The 17,336-nt window shown below is 67.8% G+C and carries 15 protein-coding genes; 7 read left to right on the top strand and 8 right to left on the bottom strand.

The annotated features are described in order from the left end of the window. The first annotated feature begins 245 nt into the window (after positions 1–245). Positions 246–941, top strand: coding sequence for a hemolysin III family protein (locus tag EV651_RS06680; RefSeq protein WP_133783068.1), 696 nt, complete (start codon positions 246–248; stop codon positions 939–941). A 1,112-nt stretch (positions 942–2,053) separates the two neighbouring features. On the opposite strand, the gene EV651_RS06675 is transcribed toward EV651_RS06680, so the two are convergent. Further along, entirely contained in the window at positions 2,054–2,497 is a 444-nt protein-coding gene (locus EV651_RS06675; RefSeq protein WP_133783066.1) for a helix-turn-helix domain-containing protein, read from the bottom strand. A 53-nt stretch (positions 2,498–2,550) separates the two neighbouring features. Between EV651_RS06675 and EV651_RS06670 the strand changes: the two genes are divergently transcribed. Together EV651_RS06670 and EV651_RS06665 are read left to right on the top strand one after the other, a co-directional pair. Then, the gene (locus tag EV651_RS06670) at positions 2,551–3,705 is read left to right on the top strand and encodes a phosphotransferase (RefSeq protein ID WP_133783065.1); all 1,155 of its coding nucleotides are present in this window, start codon (positions 2,551–2,553) and stop codon (positions 3,703–3,705) included. 64 nt (positions 3,706–3,769) lie between these two features. Continuing rightward, the gene (locus EV651_RS06665) at positions 3,770–4,282 is read left to right on the top strand and encodes a hypothetical protein (protein ID WP_238156701.1); all 513 of its coding nucleotides are present in this window, start codon (positions 3,770–3,772) and stop codon (positions 4,280–4,282) included. Positions 4,283–4,443: 161 nt separating this feature from the next. Here EV651_RS06665 and EV651_RS06660 read toward each other — a convergent pair whose 3' ends face one another. The 3 genes from EV651_RS06660 to EV651_RS06650 form a co-directional block, all read right to left on the bottom strand. Then, positions 4,444–5,859: a M28 family metallopeptidase gene (locus tag EV651_RS06660; protein ID WP_133783063.1), complete on the bottom strand. Its 1,416-nt coding sequence runs from the start codon at positions 5,857–5,859 to the stop codon at positions 4,444–4,446. An 84-nt stretch (positions 5,860–5,943) separates the two neighbouring features. Further along, positions 5,944–8,001, bottom strand: coding sequence for a M4 family metallopeptidase (locus EV651_RS06655; RefSeq protein ID WP_238156700.1), 2,058 nt, complete (start codon positions 7,999–8,001; stop codon positions 5,944–5,946). A 252-nt stretch (positions 8,002–8,253) separates the two neighbouring features. Next, positions 8,254–10,245, bottom strand: coding sequence for a thioredoxin domain-containing protein (locus EV651_RS06650; RefSeq protein WP_133783061.1), 1,992 nt, complete (start codon positions 10,243–10,245; stop codon positions 8,254–8,256). 58 nt (positions 10,246–10,303) lie between these two features. Here EV651_RS06650 and EV651_RS06645 point away from each other — a divergent pair, with 58 nt between their 5' ends. Beyond that, positions 10,304–10,831, top strand: a complete 528-nt coding sequence (locus EV651_RS06645; RefSeq protein ID WP_133783059.1) for a nitroreductase family protein — start codon at positions 10,304–10,306, stop codon at positions 10,829–10,831. On the opposite strand, the gene EV651_RS06640 is transcribed toward EV651_RS06645, so the two are convergent. From EV651_RS06640 to mca, 3 genes are all read right to left on the bottom strand, one after another. Further along, a complete protein-coding gene (locus tag EV651_RS06640; protein ID WP_133783057.1) occupies positions 10,828–11,853 on the bottom strand; it encodes a copper resistance D family protein in 1,026 nt (341 codons plus the stop codon). The genes EV651_RS06645 and EV651_RS06640 overlap by 4 nt on opposite strands. Before the next feature lie 138 nt (positions 11,854–11,991). Continuing rightward, positions 11,992–12,303 carry a hypothetical protein gene (locus tag EV651_RS06635; RefSeq protein ID WP_133783055.1) on the bottom strand — a complete coding sequence of 104 codons (312 nt, stop codon included), beginning with the start codon at positions 12,301–12,303 and terminating at the stop codon, positions 11,992–11,994. 31 nt (positions 12,304–12,334) lie between these two features. Continuing rightward, entirely contained in the window at positions 12,335–13,198 is an 864-nt protein-coding gene (gene mca / locus EV651_RS06630) for a mycothiol conjugate amidase Mca (protein ID WP_133783053.1), read from the bottom strand. Positions 13,199–13,257: 59 nt separating this feature from the next. Between mca and EV651_RS06625 the strand changes: the two genes are divergently transcribed. Continuing rightward, positions 13,258–13,698, top strand: a complete 441-nt coding sequence (locus tag EV651_RS06625; RefSeq protein WP_238156699.1) for a DUF4307 domain-containing protein — start codon at positions 13,258–13,260, stop codon at positions 13,696–13,698. Here the strand turns inward: EV651_RS06625 and EV651_RS06620 are convergent. Further along, the gene (locus EV651_RS06620; RefSeq protein ID WP_238156698.1) at positions 13,695–15,014 is read right to left on the bottom strand and encodes a hypothetical protein; all 1,320 of its coding nucleotides are present in this window, start codon (positions 15,012–15,014) and stop codon (positions 13,695–13,697) included. The genes EV651_RS06625 and EV651_RS06620 overlap by 4 nt on opposite strands. A gap of 271 nt (positions 15,015–15,285) precedes the next feature. Between EV651_RS06620 and greA the strand changes: the two genes are divergently transcribed. Further along, positions 15,286–15,798 (top strand): transcription elongation factor GreA, encoded by a 513-nt coding sequence (gene greA, locus EV651_RS06615; RefSeq protein ID WP_133783049.1) that lies wholly within the window; start codon positions 15,286–15,288, stop codon positions 15,796–15,798. Positions 15,799–16,032: 234 nt separating this feature from the next. Further along, positions 16,033–17,265, top strand: coding sequence for an MFS transporter (locus EV651_RS06610; protein WP_133783047.1), 1,233 nt, complete (start codon positions 16,033–16,035; stop codon positions 17,263–17,265). The last annotated feature ends 71 nt before the right edge of the window (positions 17,266–17,336 follow it).

The raw sequence follows: 17,336 nt of genomic DNA, 5'->3' as shown, positions 1-17,336 counted from the left end.
CCTCGAAGACTCTCGGTCACGAGGCTAGCCCAGAAACGCCCGGCACGAGAGGCCCTGGAGCGGCTCACAGAAACCTGCCGGAAAGGTCGAACTTTCAGCGACGTTCGTGCATCGTAAACCGTGGGCGTGCTGCATCCCCCGGGTGACTTCGCCTACATTCATCCTTCTGAACCATTGAACCTACGGTTGCGTAGGTTACGGTTGCGTAGGTAGGAACCGCCCGGACACCCCCTGAGAGGACGGCGATGACCGTTTCCAGCGCACAACCCCAGGAAGCCGGTCACCGGCTCTCCGGGCGACTCGGGCCGCTGAAGCCCAAGCTCCGCGGATGGTTGCACGCCGGAACGTTCCCGTTCGCCACCGCCGCCGGCATCGTACTGATCTGCCTGGCACCGCATGCGAACGCGCGCTGGGCGGCCGCGGTCTACACCGTCGCTTCGATGCTGCTGTTCGGCATCTCCGCGCTGTACCACCGGTTCTACTGGGGCCCGAAGGGCGAGGCGATCCTGCGCCGGCTCGACCACAGCAACATCTTCCTGCTGATCGCCGGCACCTACACGCCGCTCGGCATGGTGCTGCTGCACGGCAACGACCGGCTGCTGATGCTCGGCCTCGCCTGGGGCGGCGCGGTGCTCGGCATCCTGTTCCGGATCTTCTGGCTCAGCGCGCCGCGCTGGATCTACACCCCGCTCTACCTGGCGCTGGGCTGGGTCGCGATCTTCTGGATGGGCGACATCTACCACGCCGGCGGCGCGGCAGTCGTCACCCTGATCGCCGTCGGCGGCGGCCTGTACTCGATCGGCGCCGTCGTCTACGGCACCAAGCGCCCGAACCCGTCCCCCCGCTGGTTCGGCTTCCACGAAATCTTCCACGCCTTCACCGTCGCCGCCTTCATCTGCCACTACATCGCCGTAAGCATCGCAACGTACCGCGCCGGCTAACACCCCTCACCCGGCTGGGCCAGTGAACATGGATCACCTGTCGCCACCCCCATCGCCCGTCCCCAGCCCGGCCGGTACTGCGGAACATTTCCGTCACCTACTGCAACATTTCTTCCGCAAAACAGCCCGGCCGACGTGCGCACCCGTCCGACGCGGCATCCATCCGCCGGAGCCCCCGGCGCCGAGCGCACATCCGCCCCCGCCAAGCACCCCCGCGCGTCCCCACACCCCGGCGCACGCCGGCGAAGCCGGCCAACAAGCAGCCGCGCCGAAGGCGTGACCGCGCTGCATCCCCACCACACGCACACCGAGTGCGTGAACGCCTCATGCCATTCGCACACTGCGCACACCCGACGGGGACCGGGGACAGGCAATTGCCTGTCCCCACACCCCACCGCCTGTCCCCAGTCCAGTAGCTCGGAACATTTTTGCCAGCTACTGCAACATTTCTTCCGCAAACAGCCCGGCCGACGTGCGCACCCGTCCGACGCGGCATCCACCCGCCGGAGCCCCCCGGCGCCGAGCGCACATCCCCCCGCCAAGCACCCCCACGCGTCCCCACACCCCGCGCGCCCGGCGAAGCCGGCCATAAGCAGCCGCGCCGAAGGCGTGACCGCTCTGCATCCCCCACCACACGCTCGCCGAATGCGTGAACCCCTCATGCCATTCGCGCACCGCGCACACCCAATGGGGACCGGGAACAGGCAATTGCCTGTCCCCACACCTCACCGCCTGTCCCCAGTCCAGTAGCCCGGAACATTTTTGCCAGCTACTGCAACATTTGTTCCGCAAACAGCCCGAGCGACGTGCGCGCTCGCCCGACGCGGCATACATCCGGCGGAGCCCCCAGGCGCCGAGCACACATCCGCCCCGCCAGCACCACTGCGCGTCCTCACACCCCGCGCACGCCCGCGAGGCCGGCCAACAAGCAGCCGCACCAAAGACGTGACCGCTCCGCATCCCCCATCACCGCACGCTTGGCGAGTGCGGGAACGCCTCATGTCGTTTCGCGCACCGGGGACACGCGGCGGTGACTGGGGACAGGCAATTGCCTATTCCCACACCCCATTGCCTATCCCCAGTCCGATCCAGGCCAGTAGGTTTCGGGGTGGCTACGAGGGGTTGCCTAGTTCTTGGAGGGTTTGGCGGAGGTGGGTGTAGCGGGTGGGGCCTAGTTGGGTGGACCAGGACTGTTCTACTCGGGCTATGGCGGCTCGGCTGAAGGCGACTGCCTGGTCGCCCAGCCGGGTACGGCGGACCAGGCGGACCCGGCGGTCGGTGGGGAGGCGGGCGGACTCGGTGTAGCCGAGTTTCTGCAGGTAGTCGACGTGCTGCCCGAGGCCCTGTTTCGTCATTGCAGCGACCTCCGCCAGGTCGGTGATGCGGGCGCCGTCGGGCGGGATCAGTTCGAGCAGGCGGTAGTGCGAGACGCGGAGTCCGGGGTACTGCTCCTCGGACGTGGCCAGGATCTCCGACCGGATCCGTTCCAGCGCCGACCCGAGTAGTGCGGCGATGTGATCGGTCCCGACCCGGCGATCGTCGTTGACGGAAGTCATAAAGCAACTTTACTATCACATCAGTAAGGTGACTTTACTTCCGTGGGGGGAACATGATCACCGGACTGGAACCGTTGGGCCGGGACGCGTTGGGGGAGGAGGACCTGACCGCGCTCGTGCGGACGATCACCGGGGATCCGGCGGCCGTCGCGGGCGCGGTCCGGGTCGAACCTGTCGACTACCCGATCGGTACGCCGAGCACCGAGTCGCTGCACCGCGTCTTCGGTACGACGCTCGACGGCGCCGACTGGTCGTGCTTCGTGAAGAAACTCCAGTCCGTCCGGCACTCGCCGATCATCGAGTTCGTGCCCGTGGAGTACCGGCAGAGCTTCATCGACTACATGCCCTGGCAGTTGGAGATCGCCGTTCACCGCAGCGGCGTCGGCGACCTGATGCCGCCGGGCCTGCGACTGGCGCACGCCTACCGCATCGACGTGTACGACGACGATCGCGCGACCCTGTGGATGGAGAACGTCGTCCAGGAATGGGGTCCGTGGCCGATCGACCGCTTCGAGCGGGCGGCGTACCTGCTCGGCCGGTTGTCCGCTCGCCGGCAACCCCATCTCGTGGAGCCCCTGCTCGACCGGGTCGTCTCCAGCACACCCGGTACGGCGCTGCGGTACTACGCCGAGGGTCGCGTGATGAAGGCCGCGCTCCCGGCGCTGACCACCCCGGAGACCTGGCGTCACCCGCTGCTGAGCGCAGCGGTCTGCCACCTCGGCGACCACGCGCTACGGGACGACCTGCTCGCACTGGGCGAGCGCGTCCCCGCCGTACTCGATGCGCTCGAGGCGTTGCCGCAGTGCTACCAACACGGGGACGCGAGCCCGCAGAACCTGCTGGTGCCGCATGACAGCCCGAACGAGTTCGTGGCGATCGACTGGGGTTTCGACTGCCCGCAGGCGGTCGGGTTCGACCTGGGGCAGTTGCTAATCGGCCTAGCCCACGCAGGGGAGCTCTCGCCGGAGGCGTTGCCCGCAGTACACAGGGTGATCCTGAGAGGGTTCCAGGAGGGGCTCAAAGCGGACGGCCTGCAGGTGACCGAGGAGGAGGTCCTCTACGGGTACCTGGGCTCGCTGCTGATCCGGGCCGCGTTCACCGCACTGCCGCTGGAGATGTTCGGCACGCATGACGCTCCGCTGGAGCTGTTCGAGCAGCGGGTCCGGCTGACCCGTGCGCTGGTCGACCTGGTCTCCCCTGTCGTTTGACGCGATCACATTTCAGTCGTGTCACAGCTGCAACGAACGGCACCCCTGCGGGTATCCATGATGCGTGAGGAACCTGAGCAGATACGCAGCGGCAACCGTCATCGCAAGCTTCGTGCTGACCGGATGCGGAAGCGAATCCGGCACCGGAAGCCCGAGCACACCGTCGACCAGTGCGCCGACCCTGCCGACGGCGTCCGTGACGCAGTCGACGCCGGTGGGCACCGGTCTGCCGCTCACCGTGTCCAGGACGGGCGGGTTCGCGGGCTTCGACGACCAGGTGCAGATCGGCACCGACGGCGTCGCCACCGTGAGCAAAAGCGGCAAGGAAACCATTCGGTGCAAGCTCGACCCGAGCCTGCTGACGACCATCACCACGGCCGCTCAGCAGGTCGACTGGGCGAGCCTGACCGCGACCAAGCCGGCCACGAAGCACCCCGACGACATGATCGTCGCGGTGAGTGCGAACGGCCGGACGGCGCGCATCGAGGACCCGAAGGTGAAGCCGCTGGCGGCCCCGGTGACCCAACTGCTCACCGAGGCCGCCATCCCACCGGGCAAGCTCTGCAAGCAGATCTAGGGCACATCTCCCGATTCCACGCCGTAGCGAGCAGGTGCTCGGCGGAGTGCCTCGGTGAGCGGGAGCGGAGGGGTCGATGTGGTGTCATCGTTCCCTTCGCTCCCGCTCGGCGAGGTGCCCGCCGAGTGCCGCGCAGTAGGCGTGGGGTCGGGAGGTGTGCCCTAGCCGGCGGTCAGGGAAACGTCGTCGATCACGAAGCTGGTCTGCAGGGAGGAATCCTCCTGGCCGACGAACTTCACCGTGACCGTCTTTCCCTTGTACTGCGTGACTTCCAGCGTTTTCTGCACGTACGACGTGCTCTTGTTCAGGTTCGAGTACGTCGCCAGCGTCGTCGCGGCGGACCCGTCGACGATCTGCACCTTGACCGTGTCGTACACCGTGGAGCCAGTGGTCTCCGCGGTGTCGATCCGGATCCACAACGACAACGACGCCGCTGTCGCCGTGGACGGAATCGCGACCGACTGCCCGAGGTTCTCGGTGCTGCTCCGGCCGTTCCCCTGCAGCCACGCCTTGTACGAGCCGGTGTGCGCCGGGCGTGAGGTGCTGTTCGTGATCACGCCGGTGTTCCCGGTCCAGTTCGCCGTGCCGGCCTCGAAGCCCGGATTTTGCAGCAGGTTGCCGCCGGTCGGGGGCGGGCCGCCGGTGTAGTCCTTCTGCGCATACGTCCAGATCATGTGGCCGATGGCATCGATCTGGCGGTCGAGTGAGGTCAGGTCCAGGTTGTTGATGGTGTCGCAGGACCGGTGGTAGCACGGGTCGAACGCGCTCCCCGCCGTACCTCCCCACTTCGTCGCCTGGGCGGACGTCTTGGTGTCCTCGGCGCCGGAGAACGTCCCCGCCGTTGGTATCCCCAACGAACGGAACGCCGCGTGGTCCGAGCGGCCCTGGACGTCGATGAACTCGGTCTGCACGCCCTTGCCGGTGAAGTACGCCACCAGGTCGTCACGGGCGCCGTTGCCGGCCGGGTTGTCGTCGTACACGAAGTACCCCGGGTTCGGCGACGCGATCATGTCGAAGTTCAGGTACAGCTCGACCTTGTCCCGCTCGGCGGCGGGCAGGTTGTTCACGTAGTACTTCGAGCCGAGCAGCCCGAGCTCCTCGGCACCCCAGAATCCGAACCGCAAACGGTTCTTGGGGGTCTGACCACTGGCAGCGTAGGCGAGGGCGGTTTCGAGTACGCCGGCGCTACCAGAGCCGTTGTCATTGATCCCCGGACCGGCGCTGACGCTGTCCAGGTGCGAGCCGGCCATCACCACGTGGTTCGCGTCGCCGTGCGGCCATTCCGCGATCACGTTGTACGACGTACCCGCCGAGGTGCTGAACGACTGCAGGGTCGTGGTGTACCCGGCCGCGTCCAGCTTGGCCTTCACGTAGTCGGCCGAGGCCTTGTAACCGGCCCGGCCGGTGTACCGGTCACCACCGTTGCTGGTGGCAATGGACTGCAACTTGTCCAGATGGGCCTTCGTGTTGGTGACTGAGATGTCGGGTGAATCGGCCGCGACCGCACTGTTGCCAGTAGCAAACAATGCGCCCGCGGCGAGCACTACGCCGAGCCCTGGGACGAGGGACTTGCGCATGGTGGATCTCCTTCAGGCAAAGGAATCCGGGGCGCGCGGGCCCGGGCGGAGGGCCACGCACGCCCCGGACGATTCACCGTGAGCTCAGCTCGCGGTCAGAGAGGTGTCGTCGATGACGAAGCTGGTCTGCAGGGAGGAGTCCTCCTGGCCGACGAACTTCACCGTGACGGTCTTTCCCTTGTACTGCGTCAGGTCGAGCGTCTTCTGCACGTACGACGTGTTCTTGTTCAGGTTCGAGTACGTCGCCAGCGTGGTCGTGGTCGACCCGTCGACGATCTGCACCTTCGCCGTGTCGTACGCCGTCGAGGAAGTCGTCTCTGCGGTGTCGATCCGGATCCAGAACGACAGGGCGGCGCTGGTCGCCGAGGCCGGGATCGCGACCGACTGGCCGACGTTCTCGGTGGTGGCGCGACCGTTGCCCTGCAGCCACAGCTTCCAGGTGCCGCTGTGCGCCGGGCGGTCGGCGTTGTTGGTGATCGGGCCGGACGTGCCGGTCCAGTCGACCGCACCGGACTCGAAGCCCGGGTTCTTCAGCAGGTTGTCACCGGTCGGCGGCTGCGGGTCGGTGCCACCGCCACAGGCGGCCGCACCGGCCGGGACCGAGATGCCGCTGAACGCGGCCTCGATGCCCTTGCACTGCGCCGAGTCCGCGCCGTACAGCTCCTTCGCGGAGTTGATCGCACCCTCACGGGCGTCCTTGTAGGTGCTGCCCGAGCTCAGCTTGGTGCTCAGCGTGCGGTACCAGACCTTCGCGGCCACGTCGCGGCCGACGCCGGTGATGGTGGCGCCGTTGCAGGCGGTGCTGCTGTGCGTCACGCCGCCGATGACCTTGCTCCCGGTGCCCTCCGACGCCAGGTAGAACCAGTGGTTCAGCGGGCCGGACGAGTAGTGCGGGTCCAGGCCGCCGGTGCTGGTCGACCAGCAGTCCACGCTGCGGCCGTCCTTCGAGGGCTTGTCCATGTAGCGCAGCGGCGTGCCGTTGCCGTTGATGTTGATCTTCTCGCCGATCAGGTAGTCACCCGGGTCGCTCGAGTTGTTCGCGGAGAACTCGACCATGGTGCCGAAGATGTCGGAGGTGGCCTCGTTCAGGCCGCCCGCGTCACCGGAGTAGTCCAGGTTCGCGGTCGCCTCGGTGACACCGTGGCTCATCTCGTGACCGGCCACGTCGATCGACGTCAGCGGGTGCGTGTTGCTGCTGCCGTCGCCGTACGTCATCTGGGTACCGTCCCAGAACGCGTTCACGTAGGCGTTGCCGTAGTGCGTGCGGGAGCGGGCGCCCTGGCCGTTGTTGAAGATGCCGTTGCGGCCGTGGGCGTTCTTGTAGTAGTCCCAGGTCAGCTGGGCTCCGTAGTGCGCGTCCACACCGGCGGTCTGGCGGTTCGACGCGGCGCCGGTCCCCCAGGTGTCGTCGGCGTCGGTGAACGTCGTGCCGTTACCGGAGGTCGAGCCGTTCAGGTCCGTGGTGTAGTTGCCGCCGCGGTTCGGGTCGCTCATCGTGTAGCTGCCCGACGTACCGATGCTGACGGTGCCGGAGTACATCGAGTTGCCGGTGCCGGTCTTGATCTCGTCGTCCTGTGCGAGCACCGCACCGGACTTGGCGTCGACGAACGAGTGCAGCACCGACGGGGTCTGGTCGGGCTTCACACCGGTGGTCACCACCTCATAGGCAAGGACAGGCTTGGCCGGCGTCACGAAGACGACCAGCTCACCCTTGTTGGCAGTGGCCTTGAACTTGGCCGCCTGGGCGCCCTTCGTGAGCGCCGCCGCCTGGGACAGGGTCGGCTTGGTGCCGACGGCAACCGCCTTGGCGCCCCGGTTGTACGTGACCTGCCCGATCGTTTCGCCCTTGCGCTTGACGATCAGGTCACCTCCGACGACCTTGAGGCCGTTGAAAGTACGGTCGTAGCGGACGTACTCCGTACCGTCCGGGTCCTTGACGACGTCGCGGACCTTGAGCTGCTCTCCGGCGCCGAGACCGAGAGCGGCGGCCGTCTGCGCGGTCAGCGCCTGTTCGGCCTGGACGGCGGCCGGCTGGTTGAAGCCGGATGCCGGGAGCGGAGCCGTCCGGTCGGCGGCACCCGCGTTCGAAGCGGTGAACCCCGTCATACCAGCGGCAAGACCCGCTGCCGCGACGATGGCCACCGCCCCTGCTGATGTCAGTCGTTTCAAGACAACATCTCCTCACGGTGTGGTCGCTGTTTGGGCGCAGCGACCGAATTCAGTTGGGGACGCGCCGGATGCTGACGCAGAAGTGCCACTGCCTCATTTGTGACACTTCGTGTCGATGCATGCGAGTTCTGTTACATCCGGCTGAGGACCGACTGTTGCCGTCCGCTCGCCGTGCGTCAAGGGATCTGGCCGAAAGCGCAGGGAAAACCCGCACCCGGCACGGCCTCAGTCCGTGGGGCGCAACTCCCGGCGAAGGTGTTCCGGCAACGTCACAGGCAGCCGGCAGGTGAATTTCTGACACACGTAGGCCGCGGGCAGCCCGCCGACGAGGTCCCGTCCCGCCATCAGCGGTACGGCGGAACCGGGCGCGCCGGACGCAATCGGCGTACCCCAGGGCGCATCAGTAAAAGCAACTCGCAGCAAATCCCCCACACCATTACCGTGGGACAAGGTGGCGTTCCCCGCGACGATCGCGATCTCGAGGGGCCCGCCCGCGATGGTTTCGGCGACCGCGAGGGCGCGGCCGGCGAAGCGGGGCGCGCGGTGGGCGATGGCGGACGAGGCCTGCAGCGCCTGCTGGACCGCGGTCTCATACCGGTCTGATCCGGTCAGGCTCGCGAGCGTGGCGAAGGCCTCGGCGGCGAGGCTCACCCCCGACGGGGTCGCGTTGTCCGTCGCGTCCTGCGGCCGCCACACCAGCTGCTCGGCATCCGCCGCCGTGTCGAAGTAGGAGCCATCAGCAACAAACTGCTCCAGAACCCTGTCCAGCAAGGCCTCCGCAACCTGGTACCACTCGACGTCACCGGTTGCACCCAGCAACGTCAAGCATCCTTGGGCAACCGCCGCATAGTCCTCGAGTACGCCGTCCGCGCTTCCCCGCACCCCGTCCCGCGACGTCCGGTACAACCGCGCGCCATCCAGATGCACGTCCCGGACCAAGCGGGCGGCCGCCTCCGCTGCCTCGACGTACTGCGGCTTCTCGAGCACAATCCCGGCGCGGGTCAGTGCCGTGATCGCCAGACCGTTCCACGCGGCCACCACCTTGTCGTCGCGCCCCGGATAGGTACGACTGCTCCGCGACTGCTTGAGCGTTTCGCGGACCCGGCTCCACCGGTCCAGGTCATCCGGGTCCTGCCGAAGCTGGAGGACCGACGTACCGTGCTCGAAAGTTCCGGTCACGTCGCAGAGGTCGATGACCCAGTCGGCGTCGTCCCCGACGGCTTCACGGAGTTGCTCCGGGGTCCACGCGTAGTACTTGCCTTCCTCGCCGTCGGTGTCGGCGTCGAGGGCGGAGGCGAACCCACCTTCCGGCGTCCGGAGCTCGGCGAGCAGGAAGTCGGCGGTTTCCTCGGCGATGCGCTTCGCGAGCGGGTCGGCGCTGATCGTCCACCACTGCGTGTAGACGTCGAGGAGCAGCGCGTTGTCGTACAGCATCTTCTCGAAGTGCGGGACGATCCACTGGCCGTCGACGGAGTACCGCGCGAAGCCGCCGGCGAGCTGGTCGTACATCCCGCCCCGGGCCATCCGGTCGCAGGTGTGGGCGACCATCGCGAGCGCGTCGTCGTCGCCGGTACGGCGGTGATGGCGGAGCAGGAAGTCGAGCACCATCGACGGCGGGAACTTCGGGGCCTGCCCGAACCCGGCGTCGACCGGGTCGAAATCGGCCTTGAGCAACTGGACCGCCTGCGCCAGGTCGAACGCCTCTTGGCCCGGGAGTTGCTGTGCGCCGAGCTGCTCGACGACCCTCTTGCCGATCCCGTCAAGCTGCTCACGCCGGTTCTGCCAAGCGTCGGTGATTGCCTCCAGCACCTGCCGGAACGACGCCATCCCGCCGCGGGCGTCCTTCGGGAAGTACGTCCCGCAGAAGAACGGCTCCCCCGCCGGCGTCAGGAACACCGACATCGGCCAGCCGCCGTGCCCGGTCATCGCGACTGTCGCCGCCATGTAGATGGCGTCGACGTCCGGCCGCTCCTCCCGGTCCACCTTCACGCTCACGAAATGCTCAGCCAGGTACGCCGCCGTCTCGGCGTCCTCGAACGACTCGTGCGCCATCACATGACACCAGTGACAAGCGGAGTACCCCACCGACAGGAAGATCGGCACGTCCCGCTCCCGAGCCTCGGCGAACGCCCGGTCCGACCACTCCCGCCACTCCACCGGATTGCCCGCGTGCTGTCGCAGGTACGGACTGGTCGACTGTCCGAGCTCGTTCGCCATGCCCCCACCGTATGCGTCCCGCGGAATGACCTCGCGCGGGCGGCAGTTGAATGGGGACATGCCCGTCCATCCACTGCTCGCCAGCCGCTTCAGCCCGCTGCTGTTCGATCCCCGCTGGACGGTCACGGAGGAGGACGTCGAACTGCTCCTCGACGCCGCCCGCTGGGCACCGTCCGCGGGCAACTCGCAGCCCTGGGCGTACTTCGTCGCCCGCCGCGACGAGCCCGATCACAAACGCGTCGTCCGGCACCTCGCCCGCAGCTCGGCCCGCTGGGCACCGAGCGCCTCGCTGCTGATCGTGACGATGGCCCACCGGTACGTCGAGGACACCGACTGGGCCTACTCCGACTTCGCGGACTACGACCTCGGGCAGTCGGTCGCGCACCTCACCCTGCAGGCCCACGCCATCGACCTCGCCTGCCGCCAGTTCCGCGCCTTCGACCTCGAAAGCCTCACCACCGACCTGAATCCCAGCGCCGGCTGGCACATCGTCTCGATGATCGCCGTAGGCCGCCCCGCCGAACCACCCCCGCCGGCCCGCGACCGCCGCACCACCACCGACCTGCGAACAGCCCCCTGGTCCTAGGCGGTCTGGGAGAGGGCTACGGAGAGGCCGAGGGTCAGGGCCATGACGAGGAGTTCTACGCCTACGACGCGCCAGAACGGGCGGCTCGAGTCGAGTAGATCGGTGTCGGAGCGGCTGCGGTGGACTGCGGCGAGGATCACGAGGAGCAGGAAGGCGGCCACCTTCACCAGCAGCAGGACGCCGTACGCGTCCTCGGTGACGGCGTCGATGATCGAGCCCCAGCCGCCACCCATCGCGGCCAGTCGGCTCGCTGCGCTGACCAGGCCGCTGATCAGGACGGCGATCGCCGAGATGAACGCGACCTGGCCGTATCGTTCCAGCACGATCGGCAGCCCGGTCCGGCTCGCCCGCCCGTAGCGGACCAGGCCCGCGAGACCGCCGACCCAGGTCGTGGCCGCGATCACGTGGATCACCAAGGCCGCTCCGGCGAGTACGACGTACGCCTCGTTCCTCGGGTACGCCGTGACCGCGGTCGGGACCAGTGCGGCGATGGCAACGAGTACGCCGAGTCCTGCCGCCGAGGACGTCTGCACCCGGCGGATACCGATCGCCAGCGCGAGGACGAGGATGCCGGTGATCAGCAGCGCCTTCACCTCGGGTACGCCGAGTGCGTCGTCGAGCCGGAGCCGCAACAGCAGCACCGGGGTGTTGAGCAGGAGCGCCGCCGTCACGATCGCGCCCGCGAACGCGCACACCGCCCAGATGATCGCCGAGTTGCTCGCGTCCCGAACCGCCCGCCGGCCCTGCACTCCGAGCGGTCCGCCCTCGATCCGCAGCAGCACGACCGCCGCGAGCAGCGCACCCGCACAGCCGACCGTGGCCAGCGTGGAGATCAACCGCAACAGCGGCAGCAGCCAGGACACGAAGGCGCCCGGCCCGCCGATCCCACCGACGTCATGCGGCTCGCTGTCGGCGGCGTAGAGCGCCGCCACCAGCGCCGCCGAGGCGATCAGGACAGCACCGACCCCACCCGCTACCAGGCGTCCGGGCATGCGGTGCCTGGCCGCGCGGGTCGCGGTCACCGGAGGGAGAGCTCGTGGGCACCATTCAGCACGCGGCTCACTATAGGGTCAGCCGAAGGTGGGCAGCCCAGTCCGACACCATCTCGTGACCAGGGTATTTCCGAGCTCCCGGGAATCAGTTACAGCACTGACATGGAGTCAGTGCTCTAAGTGTTCCTTGTGTTCGTTGTGTTCGTTGCTGTCACTCGGAGTCTGGCTCGGGTCCGAAGTCTTCGGCTCCGCATCGCCAGCCGGGGACTGCGAGTCGGCCGGACTCGCTGGGCCGGCGGACCGTGCTGGGTCGTCCGCACCAGCGTGGTCCACGTCGATCCGCTTCAGCTGCTTGCCCATGTTGCGCATCAGCAGCGCCGTGGCGGCACCGAGTGCCAGCACGATGAGCAGCGCGACCCATCCCGGCCTCACGACGTTGGGGTCGATCTCGGCCGTCTGAAGGGAGATCATCGCTGTCACGCCACCATTCTCTCATTGTCCGCAGCCCCCGTCAGCGCAGCCCCGCGAACAGATCGTTCTCGGGCAGCTCGGACTCGACCAGACTCCGCGCCAGCTCGTAGTCCTCGGTCGGCCAGACCGCCTGATGCACCTCCAGCGGTACGGCGAACCAGGCGCCGTCCGGGTCGATCTGCGTGGCGTGCGCGAGCAGCGCCCTGTCCCGCACCTCGAAGTACTGCGCGCACTCGACCCGGGTGGTGATGCGGCGCTCGTTCTCCGGGTCGGGCTTCCAGTCCTGCAGGCGCTCGGCGTACGGCGACTCCAGGCCGCGCGCGAGCATCCCGTCGTGCAGCGCCTTCATCCGCTCGTAGTGGAACGTGTGGTGGTAGTACAGCTTGAGCGGCTGCCACGGCTCGCCGAGCTCCGGGTAGGCGTCCTTGTCCCCCGCCGCCTCGAACGCGGCGACCGTGATCGTGTGGCACATGACGTGATCCGGGTGCGGGTAACCGCCGTTCTCGTCGTACGTCGTGACGACCTGCGGGCGGAACTCGCGGATCAGCTTCACCAGCGGGGCGGCGGCGTCCTCGACCTTCTGCGCCGCGAAGCAGCCCTCCGGGAGCGGCGGCAGCGGATCACCCTCCGGAAAACCGGAGTCCACCCAGCCCAGCCACTCCTGCCGGATCCCGAGGATCTCGCGTGCCGCGTCCATCTCCTTGCGGCGGATCTCGGTGATGTTCGCCAGCACCTCCGGGCGGTCCATCTTCGGATTCAGGATCGATCCGCGTTCCCCACCGGTACAGGTGGCGACCATCACTTCCACGCCTTCAGCGACGTACCGGGCGGTCGACGCGGCGCCCTTGCTCGACTCGTCGTCCGGGTGGGCGTGCACATGCAGCAACCGAAGATCTCCACTCACAAGACACAATGGTCCTCCAACGCCCGCGAAAACCCACGACCGACCCCCTGGACACCCTTGTGACCGAGTCTTCTGCCGCGTCTTCTGGCGCCGCTCCGACCTCCGACCTGAATGCCCGCTACGGCCGCGGCGGGCGGTCCCGGCGGCCGCTGCTCATCGGCGCGGTAGGAGTGGTCGCCCTGGCCGGACTGACCTGGCTGATCTGGGTGGCCTGGGTGCAGTCGAACCCGCCGGTGACCTCGCAACTGCAGGGATTCGAGATCGTCTCGCCGACGAGCGCGAAGGCGACGCTGAAGGTGGACCGCAGCAAGTCGGTGGAGGCGAACTGCCGCCTGCAGGCGAAGTCCGCGGACTTCTCGATCGTCGGCGAGGTGACGGTCACCGTCCAGGCGGACACACCACGTCACCAGGTCCTCCCGGTAACCCTGACAACGCAACGGTCAGCAACCTCGGTCGTGCTCGTCGGCTGTACGACGGCAGACCAGCACCGCCCGCGCTAGGCCGGGCCGTCGTACTTCTTGAGCGCCGCAACCAGAGCCGTCTCGCTCACCTTCAGGTGCTTGCGCAGTACCTGCTCCCGAACGCCGGGGGCATCCGGTCCGCGTGCGAGATCGGCGTACAGCGAGTTCACGGCCGCCTGACCGTACGTCGTCACCAGGTACTCGACGATGATCCAGCTGACGCCGTAGCTGTCCTCGTCGTAGTCGCCGTGGAAGACGCCGTCGATCGGGAGCACCACCAGCGCCGGGATCTTCTCGCGCAGCAACTCACGGCGCTCGTCGGCGAGCTCCCGCTGGTACCCGCTCTGCGCGGCGAGCCGGTTCTCGACGTACCTGGCGAATCCTTCGACCAACCAGATCGGCGCACGACCGCCCAGCGGCTCCATCGCCGCATGAGTGAATTCGTGCGCGAGCAGCAGCCGTCCGGCTTGCGTGCGCTGGTCGGGGTTGATCACCACCCGGCTCCCGGTGACCTTGAACTCGCTCGCCTCCGGATTCGCAGGAGCGTAGTTCTGCGCGGCGACAGCGGCCGCCGGATGCCCGCCGGTTCGCCACTCGGGATCCATCGAGCGGCTGTCGGCCATCGCGATCACCGCGATCCCTGCCTGGGCACGCCGGGTGATGGAGCGCACCATCGGGATCGCCGACTGCGACTCTCGCGCCAGTCGTTCACCGTTGCGTCGTTCGCCCGCCGGGACGATGACGAGTACGCCGGGGCGGCGAGCCACCTCGATCGCGCCAAGGTCCCAGGGTTCGCGGTACGCCTTGAGATCCGCCTCGGCCGCGAGATCGTCGTCGTCGACCAGCAGCCAGTGACCGTCACGCTCGGCAAACGTGTAGCCGAGCGCGGTGGCGCGTGGAGTCGAGTCGATGCCTGCGATCTGCACCAGCATCAGAACGCGGACCGCGCGTGCACTCGGTCCGTGCTGCGTTTGCACTTCCGGAGCCCAGTTGGCATCTACCTGATAGCTCAGCCGGGAGAGGCCGAGCTTGCGCAGGTTGGCGAACACCTGCTGGTCGCGTTGCCGGAGCTTCCGGTTCGCGGGGTCGACGTACTGAAGGTACTGCGACAGGTGCCCGGACAGCACGGCCGACGCTCGAGTCTTCAGGATGGCGCCGGCACCGGCCAGCATCCGCTCCTCGACTGACGGTCCGGCCGATGTCTGCGTGGGAGTGGCCGCTGATGGACTGGGTGGATCCCCTCGACCAGCGACGGCCCAGGTCGCGGCAGCCGCTGCGATCGCGAGTACGACGGCGCCCGCGATCCACAGCCGCATGCGCCGGCCGCGGGTCGCGCGCTCGCCGTCCGTTGTCACGTCCACCACATCCCCCCAAAGCCCCCATCGGTCTCCGGGAGCGTAGGAAAGTCCAGGTCAGCGGTCAATCGAGGACTTGGCGGCAACCGATTGCCGGGAATCTGCTCAAAGCGGACGAAAAGCCGTGTAGCAAACGTTTTCCAAGCGCTTGTGACCGTCGATAGCCCCTGCGTGATCGGCGGTCTCTTGCTACGCTCATTTGATTGGTCGCCGTCGACGACGGCGGCCAGCAGTATTTTCCTGCCCATCCCACCGACACAAGGAGCAGCCCGTGACGCAGAAGATCGACGAGGACAGCGTTGTCTGGCTGACGCAGGACGGTTACGACCAGCTGAAGTCCGAGCTCGAGCACCTGAAGGGCCCTGCCCGTGCCGAGATCACGCAGCGGATCAGCGAGGCCAGGGACGAGGGCGATCTCAAGGAGAACGGCGGCTACCACGCCGCCAAGGACGAGCAGGGCAAGATCGAGGCGCGGATCCGGCAGTTGGAGGACATGCTCCGCCGGGCCCGGGTCGGCGAGACCCCGAAGGCCGGCGGCAAGATCGAGCCCGGCATGAAGGTGTCCATCAAGTTCGCCGGTGACGACGACGTCGAGACGTTCCTGCTCGGCTCCCGCGAACTGCTCGCCCTGGACGCGTCGGTCGACATCGACGTCTACTCACCGCAGTCTCCGCTGGGCGCCGCGATCCTCGGCAAGAAGAAGGGCGACAAGGCCAAGTACGTGGCCCCGAACGGCAAGGACGTGACCGTCGAGATCGTCGCCGCGGAACCCTTCACCGGCTGACCCACCAAGCTTCCGAAGCGCCCCGGTGGACAGCCACCGGGGCGCTTTCCGTTGCGGCCCGGGGTAGTTCGGAGCGCCGTACGGCGGGGCTTGTCCTGCGTGGCGGTGGGTGTGAACAGGCAATTCTCTGTTCACACCCACCGCAGACTGTTCAACGCCAGCATTGAGTCTGGGGGACTCAACTTTCTTGATAGTTGAGTCGACACGACTCAACTTGGGGTTTACGGTCGCGGAATGGGCATCCTCCGTCACCCTGATTTCCGTCGGCTGTGGGCTGCCGACCTGCTCAGTCAGCTCGGGTCGCGCCTGAGCATGGGCGCGATCCCGCTGCTCGCCGTACTCACGCTCAACGCGTCGACGCTCCAGGTGTCGCTGCTCCGGACCTGCGAGACCGCCGCCTGGCTGGTCCTCGGCCTGTTCGCAGGGGCCTGGGCCGACCGGATCCGCTGCCGCCCGGTCCTCGTGTACGCCGACCTGCTCCGGGCGCTGCTCTTCGCGTCGATCCCGATCGCCTGGTGGTTCGACGTACTCACCCTGACGCAGGTGTACGTCGTTCTCGTACCGGCCGGGATCCTCACGGTCCTGTTCGATGTCGCGCACACGTCGTACCTGCCGAGGCTCCTCGAGCGGGACCGTCTTCTGCCGGGCAACGCCAAACTGGCCGCGAACCACTCGATCGCCGCGGTCATCGGCGCCGGCGCGAGCGGACTGCTCGTCCAATGGCTCGGCGCGGCGCTGACGATCGGCCTGGACGCACTCAGCTTCCTGTGGTCAGCGCTCTGGCTCCGCTCGATCCGGACGCCCGAGGCGGAGCCGGTGCGTCCAGAGCTGCCCAATCTGCGCCGCGAGATCGGCGAGGGCATGCGCTACGTCTTCCGGCATCCACTGCTCCGGCCGCTTGCGCTCAACACGATGACGACCATGCTCTTCCAGGCCGCGGCCGGCGCGATCATGGTCGTCTACCTGGTGCGCGGCGTCCATCTGCAGCCGGCCACCATCGGCGTACTCGGCATGATCGGTCTCCTCGGCGCGATCGTCGCCTCCGCCGTCACCGAGAAGCTCAGCGCCCGGTACGGCGATGCGCGCACGCTATTGCTGTCGTCGACGGGTATCGGCGTCGCGTTCACCGTGCAGGCGCTGACCGCACCGGGCTGGATGGTGAGCTGGTTCGTCGTCGGCACGCTGCTGGCCGGGTTCTGCATCATCGTCAGCTACATCCTGCAGGTCAGCACCCAGCAACGCCTCTGCCCGCCGGACCTGCAGGGCCGGATGAGCGCAACCATGAGCTTCGTCAGCTGGGGCGCCGCCCCGGTCGGCAGCCTCTTGGGCGGCGCACTGGGTACGGCGTTCGGCCTGCACACCACCTTGTGGATAGCAGGCCTGGGCGCCCTCGCCGGAAACGCCTTCCTCTACCTCTCCCCCATCCGCACCCTGCGCACGATCCCCGCAGAGGAGGTTGCCCACTGACCTGGAGGGTTCCCCACCGAGCCGGAGGCCTGCCCACCGAGTTGGAGGGTTGCCCACCGGGATTTTCAGTG

Source organism: Kribbella sp. VKM Ac-2571, from assembly GCF_004362255.1.
GTDB lineage: Bacteria > Actinomycetota > Actinomycetes > Propionibacteriales > Kribbellaceae > Kribbella > Kribbella pratensis.
The sequence above is the reverse complement of the archived record's forward strand: the minus strand, read 5'-3'. Positions and strand labels throughout refer to the sequence as shown.

Excerpts from the sequence above, each read along its gene's own strand:
- EV651_RS06680 (WP_133783068.1), top strand. The coding sequence starts at position 246 with ATGACCGTTTCCAGCGCACAACCCCAGGAAGCCGGTCACCGGCTCTCC.
- EV651_RS06675 (WP_133783066.1), bottom strand. The coding sequence starts at position 2,497 with ATGACTTCCGTCAACGACGATCGCCGGGTCGGGACCGATCACATCGCC.
- EV651_RS06670 (WP_133783065.1), top strand. The coding sequence starts at position 2,551 with ATGATCACCGGACTGGAACCGTTGGGCCGGGACGCGTTGGGGGAGGAG.
- EV651_RS06660 (WP_133783063.1), bottom strand. The coding sequence starts at position 5,859 with ATGCGCAAGTCCCTCGTCCCAGGGCTCGGCGTAGTGCTCGCCGCGGGC.
- EV651_RS06650 (WP_133783061.1), bottom strand. The coding sequence starts at position 10,245 with ATGGCGAACGAGCTCGGACAGTCGACCAGTCCGTACCTGCGACAGCAC.
- EV651_RS06645 (WP_133783059.1), top strand. The coding sequence starts at position 10,304 with ATGCCCGTCCATCCACTGCTCGCCAGCCGCTTCAGCCCGCTGCTGTTC.
- EV651_RS06610 (WP_133783047.1), top strand. The coding sequence starts at position 16,033 with ATGGGCATCCTCCGTCACCCTGATTTCCGTCGGCTGTGGGCTGCCGAC.